The organism is Vibrio sp. R12-SW3-ISO1 (assembly GCF_059834005.1).
The window spans coordinates 177,140-193,513 of sequence record NZ_JCBDGK010000015.1 but is presented as its reverse complement, the minus strand read 5'-3'; the positions used below and the strand labels follow the sequence as shown (position 1 = coordinate 193,513).

At 49.3% G+C, this 16,374-nt stretch carries 15 protein-coding genes; 7 read left to right on the top strand and 8 right to left on the bottom strand.

Annotation, left to right across the window (positions count from 1 at the left end; translation table 11 throughout):
- Window positions 1-71: 71 nt before the first annotated feature.
- The 4 genes from AC6R0R_RS04555 to torE all read right to left on the bottom strand — a co-directional run bounded on the left by AC6R0R_RS04555 (window position 72) and on the right by torE (window position 4,974).
- On the bottom strand, window positions 72-881 hold the full coding sequence (locus tag AC6R0R_RS04555; protein WP_500625843.1) for a hypothetical protein: 810 nt from the start codon (window positions 879-881) through the stop codon (window positions 72-74).
- Between the two features lie 185 nt (window positions 882-1,066).
- Complete coding sequence (gene torA, locus AC6R0R_RS04550) at window positions 1,067-3,529, bottom strand: trimethylamine-N-oxide reductase TorA (protein WP_500625842.1); 2,463 nt, start codon at window positions 3,527-3,529, stop codon at window positions 1,067-1,069.
- Window positions 3,530-3,553: 24 nt separating this feature from the next.
- The gene (gene torC, locus AC6R0R_RS04545) at window positions 3,554-4,735 is read right to left on the bottom strand and encodes a pentaheme c-type cytochrome TorC (protein WP_500625896.1); all 1,182 of its coding nucleotides are present in this window, start codon (window positions 4,733-4,735) and stop codon (window positions 3,554-3,556) included.
- 62 nt (window positions 4,736-4,797) lie between these two features.
- Complete coding sequence (gene torE / locus AC6R0R_RS04540) at window positions 4,798-4,974, bottom strand: trimethylamine N-oxide reductase system protein TorE (protein ID WP_334550978.1); 177 nt, start codon at window positions 4,972-4,974, stop codon at window positions 4,798-4,800.
- Window positions 4,975-5,403: 429 nt separating this feature from the next.
- On the opposite strand from torE, the gene AC6R0R_RS04535 reads away from it, so the two are divergent.
- The 3 genes from AC6R0R_RS04535 to AC6R0R_RS04525 all read left to right on the top strand — a co-directional run bounded on the left by AC6R0R_RS04535 (window position 5,404) and on the right by AC6R0R_RS04525 (window position 7,003).
- A complete protein-coding gene (locus tag AC6R0R_RS04535; RefSeq protein ID WP_500625841.1) occupies window positions 5,404-6,204 on the top strand; it encodes an ABC transporter permease in 801 nt (266 codons plus the stop codon).
- A gap of 188 nt (window positions 6,205-6,392) precedes the next feature.
- The gene (locus AC6R0R_RS04530; RefSeq protein ID WP_334550981.1) at window positions 6,393-6,524 is read left to right on the top strand and encodes a hypothetical protein; all 132 of its coding nucleotides are present in this window, start codon (window positions 6,393-6,395) and stop codon (window positions 6,522-6,524) included.
- 245 nt (window positions 6,525-6,769) lie between these two features.
- Window positions 6,770-7,003 (top strand): TIGR02647 family protein, encoded by a 234-nt coding sequence (locus tag AC6R0R_RS04525; RefSeq protein ID WP_334550984.1) that lies wholly within the window; start codon window positions 6,770-6,772, stop codon window positions 7,001-7,003.
- On the opposite strand, the gene AC6R0R_RS04520 is transcribed toward AC6R0R_RS04525, so the two are convergent.
- Complete coding sequence (locus AC6R0R_RS04520) at window positions 7,000-7,770, bottom strand: substrate-binding periplasmic protein (protein WP_500625840.1); 771 nt, start codon at window positions 7,768-7,770, stop codon at window positions 7,000-7,002. The genes AC6R0R_RS04525 and AC6R0R_RS04520 overlap by 4 nt on opposite strands.
- Window positions 7,771-8,028: 258 nt before the next feature.
- Between AC6R0R_RS04520 and AC6R0R_RS04515 the strand changes: the two genes are divergently transcribed.
- Together AC6R0R_RS04515 and AC6R0R_RS04510 are read left to right on the top strand one after the other, a co-directional pair.
- Window positions 8,029-8,850 carry an NAD-dependent epimerase/dehydratase family protein gene (locus tag AC6R0R_RS04515; protein WP_500625839.1) on the top strand — a complete coding sequence of 274 codons (822 nt, stop codon included), beginning with the start codon at window positions 8,029-8,031 and terminating at the stop codon, window positions 8,848-8,850.
- Window positions 8,851-8,858: 8 nt separating this feature from the next.
- Window positions 8,859-9,485, top strand: a complete 627-nt coding sequence (locus tag AC6R0R_RS04510) for a YdcF family protein (protein ID WP_500625838.1) — start codon at window positions 8,859-8,861, stop codon at window positions 9,483-9,485.
- Window positions 9,486-9,561: 76 nt separating this feature from the next.
- Here the strand turns inward: AC6R0R_RS04510 and clpA are convergent, their stop codons facing one another.
- Both clpA and clpS read right to left on the bottom strand, forming a co-directional pair.
- Window positions 9,562-11,832, bottom strand: a complete 2,271-nt coding sequence (clpA, locus tag AC6R0R_RS04505) for an ATP-dependent Clp protease ATP-binding subunit ClpA (protein ID WP_334550990.1) — start codon at window positions 11,830-11,832, stop codon at window positions 9,562-9,564.
- 43 nt (window positions 11,833-11,875) lie between these two features.
- On the bottom strand, window positions 11,876-12,196 hold the full coding sequence (clpS, locus tag AC6R0R_RS04500; RefSeq protein ID WP_334550991.1) for an ATP-dependent Clp protease adapter ClpS: 321 nt from the start codon (window positions 12,194-12,196) through the stop codon (window positions 11,876-11,878).
- Between the two features lie 538 nt (window positions 12,197-12,734).
- Between clpS and cspD the strand changes: the two genes are divergently transcribed.
- Window positions 12,735-12,956, top strand: a complete 222-nt coding sequence (gene cspD, locus AC6R0R_RS04495) for a cold shock domain-containing protein CspD (RefSeq protein WP_334550993.1) — start codon at window positions 12,735-12,737, stop codon at window positions 12,954-12,956.
- Between the two features lie 101 nt (window positions 12,957-13,057).
- On the opposite strand, the gene AC6R0R_RS04490 is transcribed toward cspD, so the two are convergent.
- The gene (locus tag AC6R0R_RS04490) at window positions 13,058-15,283 is read right to left on the bottom strand and encodes an NADP-dependent isocitrate dehydrogenase (protein ID WP_500625837.1); all 2,226 of its coding nucleotides are present in this window, start codon (window positions 15,281-15,283) and stop codon (window positions 13,058-13,060) included.
- 346 nt (window positions 15,284-15,629) lie between these two features.
- Between AC6R0R_RS04490 and AC6R0R_RS04485 the strand changes: the two genes are divergently transcribed.
- Window positions 15,630-16,322, top strand: coding sequence for a pseudouridine synthase (locus AC6R0R_RS04485; protein ID WP_500625836.1), 693 nt, complete (start codon window positions 15,630-15,632; stop codon window positions 16,320-16,322).
- The last annotated feature ends 52 nt before the right edge of the window (window positions 16,323-16,374 follow it).

Sequence of the window (16,374 nt, the reverse complement as noted above, 5' to 3'; positions counted from 1 at the left end):
CGCCAAATTCGACGCAACGAAAAATGCCGCTTCACAGGAAGCGGCATTGACCATACAAAACGTATTTAACGTTAGAACTGGTAGTTAAATTCGATGCGGTGATCGCCTTTCGCGTAGTTGACGTTCTCGTTCCAGTTGGCAAAGTAACGAACGTTGGCGCGTGGGTTGATTTGGTAAGAGACCGCCGCTTCGTGCGCGTACAGGGTATCTTCACCTGCACCAAAAGCATTGTCTTTGTAGAAGCTTGAGCCAGACATGGTGCCTAGGTACATTGGGTTGTAGTTGATCCAGATGCTCTCAGTCACTTCGATTTTGCTGTACATACCCACAACATAGAATGTGCCGTGAATGTCCCAGCGATCTTGCGCTTGGTTGTCTGTCGCAGCTTGGCGATCTTCACCAAATGCGACGCCCGCTCCTGCCAATGGGTAGAAGTTTACGGGGCCCATTTTAGGCAACGCTTGAATAAAACTGTAAGAGACGCTGCCTTGAGTACCCTTTGCCTCGCCGTTTGGCGTTGTGTTTTGGAATCCAAGATTCACGTCCACCTGCGAGCCACGACCGTTAGTCATATCCACGCTGAAGTGGCGGTAGCGTAAACTATCGATGCTGTTGTCGTTGTCTGAACGTGTGCCGCCATTCCAGCCAAGATCTTCACCAAGGAAGCCTTTCACCTCTGCGATGTGCATCGCCATCGTGGTTGGATTACCGGTGTCGTACGCTTGACCGAGTTTCAGGTTCAGACCTTTGTCGGTATAACCCACACCCGCCTGGGTATAGACCGCCAACGGATCCGACATGTCCTGCACATCTTCATTGGCTACTGCATTAAAGTGCACCAACGCCAACGCGCTCAGTGCGAATAGAGGTTTGTTGCTCATCGCCATCTCCACAAAGTTGTTCAGCGATGTCCCTTTCACTGATTATTGGAATTAAACGTGGCGAATTATGCGGTTATCGTGCTCGAACTGATAGGAATAACCATTATTCCCAAAACAGGGAGTGATCAGATCACTAAAATAGAAAAAGACCAGCGCGATGCTGGTCTTTGCTGGCTACATGGGTGCTACATGACCTCAATAGGCCCACCGAAGGCGGTCACTGGCGGTAATGTGCCGGTGTATTTTTCGAAGTCCACCAGACAAGTGTTGGCAGAGGTCGCTTGCGCTAGCTCAGAGGACGGGATGTCTTGAGTCAGCGTATTCGGATCGCCGTAGGTATCCAACGCGCCCACTTTTTCGTTGAGTGGCCCATACCATGCGCCCTCTTCGATACGTACCACGCCTGGGGCATAGCTATCGGTCAACACGGCGCCAGCAAGTAGCTGACCTCGGCCGTTGAACACTCGGACCACATCGCCCTCTTTGATGCCTTTGCGTTTAGCATCAGTTGGGTTGATGTAGATAGGCTCACGCCCTTGCACCGCGTAGGTCGCACGAAACGCTTCAGATTCACACATCTGTGAGTGCAGGCGCTTGTCCGGGTGGCACGATTGTAGCCAGTACGGGTACTGCTCTGAACCTGGGCCGCCGTGCGAGCGCTCGGATTTTTCAAACCACATTGGGTGTTCTTGGCAGAACTCATAGCCCATATTGCCGATGGTGCGGCTGGTGATTTCAATAAAGCCCGATGGCGTGCCCAGCGCGTTGATTTCCGGGTCTTCACGGAAAGAAGCGTGACGAACCCAAGGTTGACCTTGACCAAAATCGAGGAAACCTTGCTGCCAGAACACGTCAAATTCAGGCATATCAAACTTGCCTTTGTTGGCGTCGCGGCAGTTATCATAGAGCGATTTTACCCACTCCATCTCGCTCATACCACGCGTGTAATCCTCAGAACGACCCCAACGGCGCGTCAGTTCCGTCATGATGTCAAAGTCGGTTTTCGACTGGAACAGCGGATCAACCAACTTATGCATAGCGATTAAGCCACGGCCAGAGTACGCACCGTAACCATCAATATCGTTACGCTCAAACTGAGTACAGGCGGGCAAGACGATGTCAGCGTGACGGCAAGTGGCCGTCCAAGCAAAATCAATCGCGACCACGGTTTGCAGCGTTTTGAACGCTTGGCGCATTTTGTTGCGGTCTTGATGGTGATGCCAAGGGTTGTTGCCACTGAACACCATCATTTTGATGTCTGGCAAGGTAACCACAGCGCCATTGGCGTTGATCTTCTTACCCGGCTCAAGCAAGGCATCCACCCAACGCGCCACTGGAATCACGCGGCTATAGCCGTTGAAATCTTGATTAGTATGTTTCGGCTCTTGACCTTGATCGATGTTGAGCGGAAACGATCCTGGCGCGGCAAATCCCGTCGAGGATACACCGATGCCCGAGTAATGGTGACCGTAAGAGATACCGCCACCAGGCAAACCAATCTGCCCCACCATTGCAGCAATCACGGCGCACATCCAATATGGCTGCTCACCGTGCTCCTGACGTTGGATACTCCAACCGACCAAAATCTGAGTGCGGCCATTCACAAGCATACGCGCAAATTGGCGAATCTCGTCGGCGGATGCGCCGCAAATCTCTGCCGCCCACTCGGGTGTTTTTTCGACCTTGTCTTTGGTCTTACCTTGCACGTAGTCAATAAACTCTTCAAAACCAAGACAGTAGGTATCAATGAAGTCTTTGTCGTACAGATCTTCGTTGTACAGCACGTGCGCGATTGCAAGCATAAAAGGCACATCCGTTTGCGGGTGGATGTATTGCAACTCATTACCTAGATAGCGCGCAGTTTTGTTGCGTACTGGATCAACGGAGATGACATTGACGCGCTTCTGCGCGACTTTTTCTTTCAACTGCTCAAGATAGGCAAACGACTCGTGTGTTTCACATGTCCAGCCCACTTGTAGGTTTTTGACCGGATCGTTACCCCACAACACGATGTTGTCGCTGTTTTCGAGGATCAGCTCCCATGATGTGCCTTGCGCGTACACCTCGGTGGAACCCAACACATAAGGCAAAATAGTTTGCCCTGCGCCGGTTGAATAGTCGCCGACCTTTTTCACGGAGTAACCATGCAAACCCATCGCACGCTGCATATGGTTGTTACAACTGTGCATCTGACCGGTTTGACGCCAACCAGTTTGTCCAGTGTGCAAAGCCCAAGGGCCATACTCTTTTTGCACGCGTTCCAACTCACGATAGAAAAGATCCAGAGCCTCATCCCAAGTGACTCGAACAAAACGATTGTTGCCGCGTGTATCGGTCGAGTACTTATGCTTTTTCAACCAATCCAAACGTACCATAGGGTAGCGTACACGAGAGGGACTGTAGATGATCCCTTTGATGCCATTCAGCATATCGGTTGGGTATTTATCGACTTCAAGCGGCTTGATTTCTTGTACTTTCCCGCCCCAGATACGGGCGCGAAATGCGCCCCAGTGTGAGCCAGATACCTTCCAGGTACCCTCCACTTCTCCGGCGTTCGCCGCAGCCGACGTCAATAAGCTCGGCCCAATCAAGGAGGCAGCACTGGTTCCCGCGACACCTTTTAGAAAACTTCTTCTTGTGATTGCCATTATTTGTTACTCCATTGCCGCGAATTAGTGGTGACCATCTGAGAAATCAGAAGAGTGTTTTTGCAGGTATTTGAGCACCAAGGCTTCGGTATCAGTGTCAAAGTTGACGAAGGCAATCATGCCATCGAGCATCCCCACCCACCCATTGGCACTAAAGTGCGCCTCATCAGGCTGCGTATGACACGTCGAGCAGTTGGTTTGATACGCTTGGCCGGCAGCGCTCCAAATCGGCTCGAAATCCGAGACCATCGACTCTTTTTTCATCCACAAGTCCACGGCCACTTTTTCCCATGGCAAACCCGTGAGTTCGTCTTCTTTGCTTTCCCCTGTCACCACTTGGTCACCTTGAGAAACATCGCGCGTCAAAATGGCCGTTGAGATGTTCATACCAAAGTCTTCTTGAATGACACGTCCAAAGCCTTTCGCCTTGCGCCAGCCGTCGATCTCTACTTTGATCATGTCGCCCTTCGTTTCCACAATTGCCACTTGGCTTGCTGGGCTAAGTAGGCCCGCTTCGGTGGCCGCGCTTTCGTCGGTATAGAGAGGCAAGTGACGAATCGAAACCACAGAGTTGCCCACATTGTATGAGGTGCCGTTGGCGACCTGTTCAAGATCCCCCACAATGCCGCTCGCCGCTTCCATGTTATTCGGTAAGTGGTGCGCAATGCCTTTGTGACAATCCACACAGCTTTGATCGCGCTCAGCCGCGGATTGCATTTGAATGCGCGCAGTGGGTGACATCAAATCAAAATCCATCGACTCGTAGTTGTGACAGTTTTTACACTCCAGTGATCCATTGGCCGAGAAACGGTCCCATTCGTGACGCGCTAACTCAAGACGGCGCGCTTCAAATTTCTCAGGCGTATCGAGATCACCAAACACCTGCGCAAACACCTCTTTGGAGGCCTGCATTTTACGTGCAATTTTATCCGTCCAGTTGTGAGGTACGTGACAGTCAGGACAGGTTGCGCGAACCCCTGAATGGTTTTTCCAGTGCACGGTTTCTTGCAGCTCAACATAGACGTTGTCACGCATGGTGTGACAACTAATACAGAACTCTTCGGTGTTGGTCGCTTCTAGCGCTGTGTTGAATCCACCCCAGAAAATCACCCCAGCAATAAAGCCACCCATGGTGAGCACACCTAGGCTGATATGAACTGCAGGGCGAGTCATGGTTCGCCACAGCTTAACAATTAGTGCTTTCATCATTCTTTCTCTTTCATCTTATTCTTAACGTCAGTGACGGTTCTTGGTTTAACCGTGCGTCATTAACCGTGCGTTCCCGGTGGTCCCATGAAAAAGACCTGTAGCATCCAGACGATGAATCCGTATCCACCCACCAGTACGACACTCAACACGGGGAAAAGAATCACTGTGATGAAGAGGAACGATTTCCACTCCAAGGAGCGCTTTTCGCCACTCTCTATTTTGTTAACATTACTCATACATTTGCCTGCCCTGTCACTGATGCTCACTTTGAGCGCTGATCGATACGCACAAATTTCATACAACTGATACACGTAATGGTAGACCACACATTCTGTGGGGTTCAATCGAATTCAAGCCCATCACAGCGACTATTCGACACTTTTTTGAGCTGATACAGAGATGTGATGGATTGCGATTTTATGTGTTAAATAAGGTGCATTTGTGAAGAAATATGAACAAGAAGAAAGAGTTAAAAAATGGTTACTCACATAACATTTCACTTTCAAATTGGCTTAAAAAACGCAAGTCTAAGCACTCAACTTCCCAACAAATTGTTAAATTATTATTAATAAGAAACGGGAATGATGGGCTCAATCCGAGCGCAGCGGCCAATCTGTCACAATGAACGCAATGGTGTAGAATAAGCGCGAATATGGAGATGAATAATGAGCAGTGTGGTGGATATTCCTTGGCCCATTCTTGGGCTGTTTTTTCTTACTTTGAGCGTTCCGCTCTCTATCAGTCGCTACTATCAACTGAACATTGGCAAAGATGCGCTCATAGGCGTCGCGAGAATGACGCTGCAACTGGCCCTGGTTGGGATCTATCTCGAATATCTGTTTGAGCTCAATAGCGCGCTGGTCAATGTGCTCTGGCTCGCCGTGATGATTTTGATTGGCGCCAGTTCCATCATCAACAAAGCACGTTTACCTCGCCGCCCATTGATGGCGGTCGTCACCACAAGCCTCATCGTCGGCCTGACGCCAGTGTTGCTGATTATCACCGCTTTGGTCGTGAGACCCACGCCGTTTTATCACGCTCAGTACTTAATTCCCCTCGCTGGCATGCTTCTGGGCAACAGTTTGAGCGGCAATATCGTCGCGCTGCAACATTTTTACACCGCCTTTGAGCAACGCAATTCAGAGTACCAAGCGGCTATCTCACTGGGCGCGCCACCCAGCTTTGCTACCCTGCCTTTTGTTCGCGAAGCGATTCAAAAATCCGTGGCACCCACATTAGCCTCAATGACCACCAGCGGATTGGTCACGTTACCAGGAATGATGACTGGTCAAATTTTAGGCGGAGCAAGCCCTATTATTGCGATCAAATACCAAGTGATGATCATGGTGGCGATATTTGTCATGATGACCATCTCCATTACCACCACGCTTCGGCTGAATATTGCGGTCAACTTTAGCCAATCGGGTCAAACACGGGTCAAAAGGATCGAGCCTGAACAAGAATAGATCTTATCCACAGATTCTGTGGATAACCGTGGTGATACCTAGCCTTGGTCGAGACGCAAAACGTAAATTTTAACGATTATAGAAAAATTCCTTTACTTTCATCCGAGTATGATTTATCTCGATAACTGTAATAAACAGGTCACAAAATGACCATAGGATGCAATCGGTAACTGCAAAGGAGTGTTGTTATGATAGTGAATCCATTACACCAAACGTGCGATCAAGAAGAGGTAGGCAGTGAAGAGCTGCGCGATTGGTTGGTCTCTTTGCCCAAAGAGCTGCTGCCATTTGATGAGCCCTATCATCAAAGCCTCGATTAATCAGAGACGATACGAAAAAACCTAGCGCGAGCTAGGTTTTTTGACTCAACTAAACATCCAGACGGTGTTTCTAAATGTGATCAAACTCAAGCACTAAAAATAAGGAAATAAGATTTAGCTTTCAGAAGTGATCATTGGCCACTAAAAAAGAGTGGTTGAGCTAACAAAACTCGCCGCAAGGCGTTGTTCTAACGGGGCTGGGCGCTTATGGTGAGATCGACGATAGAAACAGAAGGAAACCGTCTATGAAATACTCCAGCGAGCACCTTTCTGAACTGAATCTCTTACTTCAGTTCGATATCAGCAGCGCAGCGACTGGCATCAAAGTGCACCACGAGGCGTCGCAAGAGATGCAATCCGCGGTGGCTCGTCTGTATCAAAAGGGGCTTTGTACGCTACCTGATGGTGGCTACCTGACGGACGAAGGCATTGAAGTGGCCGAGCACGCTGATAAGATTCTTCGCGTGCTGTGCAGCTAATTATCCGCCACGGGTAACTGAGTCACGTTACCCGGTTCTTGTTGTCTTTTCTGAACACTGGCCGCGATCGCCAGTGGATCGACTTTGGCGAGGCCTTGATTAAAGATGTCTCGCCACTTTCGCCCCTCTTCACTGTTGTTAAACGCCAAAAAGAGATCTTTTTCCGCCAATAAGGTGGGGTTCATTCGCAATCGCTTTGACAATAAAGCGGAGCGTGAATCACGCCGAATCAAAAAATCGAGCACATTGGCATCAATCACCGCCGCATCCAATCGCCCTTTTGCCACTTTATAAACATTACGTAAATCATCGAGCGTCTCTTCCACTGTTAGGGAGCCGGAAGCGACCATTTGATCAAATTCTGGTGTGTTGACATACCCTTTCACGGTTCCAACGCGGTATTGAGTGAGATCGCTGAGTGTGCTCCAACGAATGGGGGATTGGGTGTTTTCCACCAACCCTAGCGGTCCGCGACCAATCGGTTCTGAAAACACAAACTCTCGTGTATCAAAATAATATTCGGGGAAGTAACCGATGTACTGCGCTTTGCGACTGGCCGTCGTCACCGTTCTGACCCAAGGCTTGAACTCAACCACTAACTGGTAGCCCATGGCGGCAAACGCTTCCTTGGCAATGGCGACGGAGATACCCTGCTCAATCAGCTCTTCACCTGAATACGGTGGCCAGTTGAGTGACGTCATCACGACACGTTGATTAGCCTGTACCTGCCATGTCAGTAAAAACAAAGCAAACCACCACTTGATCATCTTACCTTCCTTTTTCAACGCCCTAGCATTCAACGCCTTAGCAGCCATCGCTATTCAAGCGGGTGACATTCAAGGTTTGGTGCCCATTGCCCCCCCATTGTCTCACTTTTAATATTAGCGTGATTGACTCAATTCGCTAGATTCATTTTGGCCAACACCTCTACGAGGCCTTGCGATACGGTTGCGAACACTTTCACAATGCTTTCCATTACACCTAACGCAAGATAGAGTAAAGGAAACAAATGAAGGAAGGATGTCATGAGTCATATAGCGGTTATTGGCGGCGGATGGTTAGGTCGCCCACTTGCTCAATACTTGGAATCCATTGGCCATCAGGTATCGGTCAGCCGCACTAGTGAGGCGGGGGCAGATGAGCTCAAAGCAGCGCACCTCGATGGCTTTATCTGCCAGCTCGAGAGTCCGCAGTCTGAGGTGGAACGCTCACTCAGCGCGATTCAACCTTCGATCGTGATCGGTTGTTTTCCGCCAGGTTTTCGTAAAGGTAAGGGTGATGAATATGCCGAGCAGTGGAAAAAACTCGCCACAGCCTGTGTCAATATCGGGGTCAACAAGCTGGTAATGGTCAGTTCGACCACGGTTTACCCATCAGTGGCGAAAGAGATGTATGAGGACGACGCGACGTTAGCATTGGCCAACACGCACAGTACCTTTTCTGACAATGCCAAAATCATGCTCCGTGCTGAGCAACACGTTCAAGATTCTGGGTTGCGTTTTGCCATCGTTCGTTGCAGCGGTCTTATTGGCCCTGAGCGTCACCCTTCTCGATTTGCAGCCAAGCTTCGCCAAGTCAGTCGCCTTGCGCCCGCTAATATGATTCACCTACTCGATGCCATAGGTGCAGTCAGCTTTGCAGCCCTGCATGACAACAATATGGTGGTCAATGCCACAACGCCAAATACCGTGAGCAAAGCGCAATTTTATCAAACTGCGTTAGAAAGAGCTGGGCTATCAGAGCCCCTACCACCGATTGTCGACGTGGAAGATAAACGGATTATGGCGGACCGTTTGCTAGAGCTCGGTTACCGTTTTCATTTCCAACATACGCTAGAGGCGCTGTGAGTCACACCATGAGACTGTATCAACATCTAGAGCACCTATGGGCGTATATGAGACTCAACCAACCGTTAGAGCAATGTGACGGTTTGTTGGTTCTTGGCAGTAATGATGTGCGTGTTGCAGAGCACGCCGCCAAGCTCTACCTCGACGGCTGGGCCAAGACGGTAATCTTCAGCGGCGGTGCCGGGCGCTTGACGCAGGGTCTTTTTGCCGACAGTGAAGCCGACACCTTTGCTCAAATTGCCATCGATATGGGCGTTCCACGCCGTGATATTGTGATAGAAAGCCAAGCCACGAATACCGGCGAAAACCTGCTGTTTAGCGCTGAAAAGCTCCAACGATTGAACATTCAGCTCGATTCGATCCTATTGGTACAAAAACCATATATGGAGCGGCGCTGCTATGCCGCGTTTTTAAAACAGTGGCCTCTACCCTATCGGCAGGTGTTCGTCACTTCGCCGGAATTAACGATCTGGGACTATTTCAATGAAGAGATTGACCTTGATACCACAGTGCGGGCAATGCTTGGCGATTTCGAGCGAATAAAAACCTATCCACAGCTTGGGTTTCAGGTCGAGCAAGTGGTGCCAGATTCCGTCGAACAGGCGTATCGTGCACTCAAAGCCATCTTTGATTGAACGACAGTTTAGCCTCATAGCAAAACAACAAGGCCAGATCGCGATGTTCTGGCCTTGGTCTTATTCGTGTTTGGATTTAGTGGACCGCTTCTTCTTGCTCGCCTAAGTATTTGAAGGTCAGCGCGTCGCCATCAAGATCGACTTTCACTGTGCCACCGTTAACTAAGGAGCCAAAGAGCAGCTCGTTCGCCAAAGGTTTCTTCAACTGCTCTTGGATCACGCGACCCATTGGACGTGCGCCCATCGCCTTATCGTAACCTTTGAGCGATAGCCAATGACGAGCATCATCAGAGACTTCCAACGAAACGCCGCGTGCATCCAGCTGTGCTTGCAATTCAACGATGAACTTATCAACCACCTGATGAATAACATGTTCATCCAGGCTGTTAAACCAGATGATGTTATCCAAGCGATTTCGAAACTCAGGTGTAAAGACCTTCTTAATTTCTGCCATCGCATCATGGCTGTGATCTTGCTGAATGAGACCGATGGATTTCTTCTCGGTTTCTTTCACGCCCGCATTCGTGGTCATCACAAGAATCACGTTACGAAAATCCGCTTTACGGCCATTGTTGTCCGTCAGTGTGCCGTTATCCATCACTTGCAGTAACAAGTTGAAGATATCTGGATGCGCTTTTTCAATCTCATCCAGCAAGACAACGGAGTGTGGATGTTTAATAACCGCATCGGTCAACAAACCGCCTTGATCGTAGCCAACGTAACCTGGAGGCGCACCGATTAAACGGCTCACCGAATGACGCTCACCATACTCAGACATATCAAAACGAAGCAGTTCGATACCCATGAGTTTAGAAAGCTGCACAGTGACCTCGGTTTTACCCACCCCGGTTGGGCCCGCAAACAAGAAAGAACCGACCGGTTTGTTGTCGTTACCTAGCCCAGCGCGAGTCAGCTTAATCGCCTCACTCAAGGCATCGATGGCATCGTCTTGACCAAACACCAACATCTTCATCTTCTCATCCAAGTTCTGCAAAATTTCTTTGTCAGAAGAGGAGACCGATTTCTCTGGGATGCGCGCCATTTTGGCAACCATAGCTTCGATGTCAGCCACACCGACGGTTTTCTTACGTCGACTGGCTGGGGCTAAACGGCTGCGCGCACCCGCTTCATCAATGACGTCAATCGCTTTGTCTGGCAAATGACGCTCGTTAATGTATTTTGCCGACAACTCAACCGCCGCACGCAAGGCTTTGTTGGTGTAACGCACTTCGTGGTGCGCTTCATATTTGGGTTTCAGTCCCATCAAGATCTTAGTGGTGTCATCAAGCGAAGGTTCCACCACGTCAATTTTTTGGAAGCGACGAGACAACGCTCGCTCTTTTTCAAAGATGTTGCTGTACTCTTGGTACGTAGTGGAGCCAATACAGCGTAACTTGCCACTGCTGAGGAGCGGTTTGATGAGGTTAGCGGCGTCCACTTGACCACCAGATGCCGCACCCGCACCGATGATGGTGTGAATCTCATCAATAAATAGGATGGCATCTTGCTCTTTTTCAAGCTGCTTTAAGATGGTTTTGAAACGTTTTTCAAAGTCACCGCGGTATTTGGTGCCCGCCAGCAGCGAACCGATATCGAGGGAGTAGATCACGCTGTTGGCGATGATCTCAGGCACTTGCCCTTCGACGATTCTCCACGCCAAGCCTTCCGCGATCGCCGTTTTACCAACGCCCGCTTCACCCACCAACAGTGGGTTATTTTTACGTCGGCGACACAGGACTTGGATAGTCCGTTCTAACTCTTTATCGCGCCCAATCAATGGGTCAATTTGGCCTTGCTTCGCCACTTGATTGAGGTTGGTCGCGAAACTTTCTAGACGTTCTTCAGAGCCTGACTCTTCGACACTGTCACTGCCAAAGGAATCCGATGAAGAGGACTCATCACCCGAACTGGACGCTTTAGTAATGCCGTGAGAGATAAAGTTGACGATGTCCAAGCGGCTGATGTCGTTTTTCTTCAACAGATAAGCAGCATGGGATTCTTGCTCGCTAAAGATAGCAACGAGAACATTCGCGCCAGTCACTTCGCTGCGACCGGACGATTGCACGTGAAAAACGGCTCGCTGCAGCACACGCTGGAAGCTCAACGTTGGCTGCGTTTCACGGGTTTCGTCGTTATCAGGAATCAGGGGGGTGGTTTGATCGATGAAAATGTCCAACTCGGCACGAAGTGCATCGATGTCAGCCTGGCAGGCTTTCAATGCCTCTCGCGCAGCATCATTTTCTAACAATGCTAGCAGGAGGTGCTCGACAGTCATAAACTCATGTCGTTTGTCACGTGCACGTGAGAACGCGCCGTTTAGACTCGACTCTAATTCTTTGTTCAGCATAAGTACCTCCTAAATAGAACAACGATGGTTGCTCGAACAAACGTTACGCTTGTTCCATTGTACAAAGCAGGGGATGCTCATTTTCCTTTGAATACATTGTGACTTGCGCCACTTTGGTTTCAGCGACTTCCGCGGTGTAGGTGCCGCAGACCGCTTTACCTTCATAATGCACTTTGAGCATCACCTGAGTTGCCTTATCAATATCCATAGAGAAAAAACGCTCTAGGATTTCGATGACAAAGTCCATGGGGGTGTAATCATCATTGTTCAATACAACGTTATACATGGACGGTGGCTTAATTTCTGTTCTTTCTTGCTCCAGTAAGTCAGAATCTGGAGTCACCCATTCAAACTGCTTGCTCATGACTCTTCAACAATTAGGTTTATCTGGTTTCAGTTTACCACTTCATGGAAGAGAAGTTTTAGATTTTGCTCTTGTAATTTAGACCATTTAAGCACAACAAAAATTTCACGCTTACTTAGAGACTAATCCACCATTTCCAAGCCTGCAAATAAAAGATTTTTATTCTCTCAAGCCCTCTATCTGATTGATTAAAAAGCAGGCAAAATCGCTAAATTGTCAAAATCACCCCGTAGACTAGAAATTGAAAACCGTTGCAAAAATGTAAATCTCAAAAGTGATTTGTTTGCAAATATGTAGAGTGTAATACGTTTTTTCTATTGACTGTGTTCAATCATTGGCTACATTGGTCAAATAGTGAGTAAAAATTTGGCAGCGGCTGAATGGAAATTCACTTTTTGTTTACACGTCACATTTTGACAACATTCCGCGCTAGACGGTCATCAAATGGCAACAGGAATGGCGGCAGTATAGAGCGGAGTTGAAATCGGTCGTGTAACCACCAACAACGTCAGTAAACAATGCATGAGGGATGTATAGCATGGCTACAGGTACAGTAAAATGGTTTAACAATGCCAAGGGATTTGGTTTTATCTGTCCAGAAGGTGAAGAGAGTGATGTGTTTGCGCACTACTCAACCATTCAAATGGATGGGTATCGTACTCTGAAAGCAGGCCAACAAGTCAATTTTGAAGTGGAAGAAGGTCCCAAAGGCTACCACGCCAGCGTGGTGACACCAGTGGACGCTCAACCAGCTAAATAACCGCTGCCAAAAAACTTCGCCCGATTCTTCGGCGCCGCAAATCAAACGCAATAAAAAACCCGCTTTGTCAGCGGGTTTTTGTTTATCGGTTCGCCAGTCTATTAGCGATTAATGATGCTGTTGAGTGTTGCGCTTGGTCGCATTAGCGTCGCGGCCTTCTCAAGTGCTGGTGCGTAGTAGCCACCCAGATCGCCCGTGACACCTTGAGCGCCATTGAGCTCAGCGATAATGGCCTCTTCGTTGTCTTGTAACGACTTCGCAATCGGCGCAAATTCAGCCGCAAGATCCGCATCAGCGGTCTGCTCTGCTAACGCTTTTGCCCAGTAGCTAGCAAGGTAGTAATGGCTGCCACGGTTATCAAGCTCGCCAACTCGGCGAGACGGTGACTTGTTGTTGTCGAGGAACTCACCGGTCGCCTTATCGAGGGCATCGGCCAGCACTTGCGCTTTAGCATTGCCTGTCACGACGCTGAGGTGTTCCAGTGACGCCGCTAATGCCAAAAACTCACCTAAGGAATCCCAACGCAAATGGTTCTCTTTTTCCACCTGTTGAACGTGCTTCGGCGCGCTGCCGCCCGCCCCTGTTTCAAACAGACCACCGCCGTTCATTAGCGGTACGATAGACAACATTTTTGCCGAGGTGCCCAACTCAAGAATTGGGAACAAGTCCGTCAAGTAGTCACGCAGCACGTTACCTGTCACAGAGATGGTATCAAGACCTTCTTTAATACGCTCTAGCGAGTATTTGCACGCCTCAAGTGGTGCCAGGATCTTGATCTCTAGACCAGTGGTGTCGTGCTCAGGTAAGTATGCATTCACTTTTTTGATCAGCTGAGCATCATGAGCACGATTTTCATCCAACCAGAATACCGCAGGGACGCCGGTTGCGCGTGCACGTGTCACCGCAAGTTTTACCCAGTCTTGAATCGGTGCATCTTTCACTTGGCACATACGGAAGATGTCACCCGCTTCCACCGATTGCTCAAGCAGCACCTGGCCGTTGCTGTCAACAACACGGACAGCACCATCGGCGTCGAGAATAAAGGTCTTATCGTGTGAGCCGTACTCTTCCGCTTTCTGCGCCATCAAACCCACGTTAGGCACGCTACCCATAGTGGTTGGATCAAACGCGCCGTGCTCTTTACAGAAATCAATCACCGCTTGGTAGATACCCGCGTAGCTGCGATCTGGAATCATCGCTTTGGTGTCTTTCTGTTTGCCATCAGGGCCCCACATTTGACCGGATGCACGAAGCATGGCCGGCATCGAGGCATCAACGATGATGTCACTTGGCACGTGAAGGTTGGTGATACCGCGATCAGAATCGACCATAGCTAATGGTGGTTGAGTTTCATACACAGCTTGAAGCGCGGCTTCAATCTCGGCTTTTTGATCTTGCGGCAAGGCTTCAATCTTGCTGTACACATCGCCGATACCATTTTTGACATCAACGCCGAGTTTCTCAAACAGCTCACCATACTTAGCAAACACGTCTTTGTAGTAGACTTTCACGGCATGACCGAAAATCACTGGGTCAGAGACTTTCATCATGGTCGCTTTCATGTGCAGTGATAGCAGCACATCTTTTTGCTTCGCGTCTGCAATCTCTTGCTCAAAGTACGCCACGAGTGCGTTTTTGTTCATCACCGCGCAATCAATGATCTCTTTATCTTGCAGGGCGAACGGCGCTTTCAGTTGTTTTGTGCTGCCGTCTTTCGCGACAAATTCGATGGTCACTTTGGTCGCATGCTCGACCGTCACCGACTTCTCGCTACCGAAGAAATCTTTGTCATCCATACTAGAGACATGAGACTTCGACTCTTTTGACCACGCGCCCATTGAATGTGGGTTTTTCTTTGCGTAGTTCTTGACTGAAAGCGGCGCACGGCGGTCAGAGTTACCTTCACGTAGCACCGGGTTCACTGCACTGCCTTTGATCTTGTCGTAGGTCGCTTTGATCGCTTCCTCTTCGTATGTACTTGGCTCTTCAGGGTAGTTCGGCAGGTTGTAGCCTTTGGCTTGCAGCTCTTTAATTGCGGCTTTTAACTGTGGGATAGACGCCGAAATGTTCGGCAGTTTAATGATGTTGGCGTCAGGTGTTTTCGCCAACTCGCCCAATTCAGCAAGCGCATCACCGATACGCTGTTCTGGCGTCAGGTGCTCAGGGAAGCTCGCGATGATACGACCGGCGAGTGAAATATCGCGTGTGTCTACGTCAATGCCTGAGGAGGCAGTGAAAGACTGGATAATTGGCAGTAGTGAGTAGGTCGCTAGCGCTGGCGCTTCATCGGTGATCGTGTAAATAATTGTAGGCTTTTCTGTAGGCATGAAATTTCCCTATTTGTTCTGACAAACCCATTGGATGCATGGGCTTTTGTGGTCTGTCCGCGACAAGTAGATAATACCAACACGAATGTAGTTGCCTTGGTATCGTCATCCCCTCACTTGTTGCGATTTAGATGTCTCTTTTTTTGTTTGGCCATCGCCGTTGAAACTTTGTGTTTCGCTGACTCGGCGTCCATGAGAACGTAATCGTTATAATTAAACAAAATCGGCAAAATAGTCTATTATCTTGTGCGCCAATCCTGATTCGAGGCGCGCACATCATAGCGTAATTCGAGATAGATCGAAACTTTCGCCCACACTTCGTTTACATTTTTGCAAGGTAGTTAACATGTCACCACGCTCAAGACGCGAGTCTCAGCCCGCTTCACCACGCAACGGTCAAACACGTTTAAAACGACCGTTTGGCGCGCAAGATGCCAAGCGCAGCTCGTCTAAACATCGCAGAAAAAAGCCAAGTCAAAAAGCGAAGATCGCGCCATCAGAACGTAAGGTGATCGTCTTCAATAAACCCTATGACACCTTGAGCCAGTTCACCGATGGGGAGGGAAGAAAAACCCTAGCCGACTTCATCGATGTCAAAGATGTGTACGCCGCTGGAAGACTCGATCGTGACAGTGAAGGGCTGATGGTGCTGACGAATGACGGCATCTTCCAAGCCAAACTGACCTCGCCCAAATCGAAAGCCCCTAAAACCTATTGGGTACAAGTAGAAGGTGAGCCGAGCGACGCGGATCTCGATAAGCTTCGCCAAGGGGTTGAATTAAAAGATGGCATGACACTGCCGGCCACCATCGAACGCATGGACGCGCCTGATATTTGGGAGCGCAACCCACCGGTGCGTTTTCGCGCCTCGATTCCAACGACTTGGCTCGCCATCACCATCATCGAAGGTCGTAATCGCCAAGTCAGACGCATGACCGCGCACATCGGCTTTCCGACTCTTAGGCTTGTGCGCTACTCTATGGGTGACATCACCTTAGGCGATTTGCAGCCAGGCGAGTGGCAAACCGTCGACTTGTAACTGCCCTTGTTATAAATGATTCTTCGTTACCCTCTCAGAGTAACTTAGGATA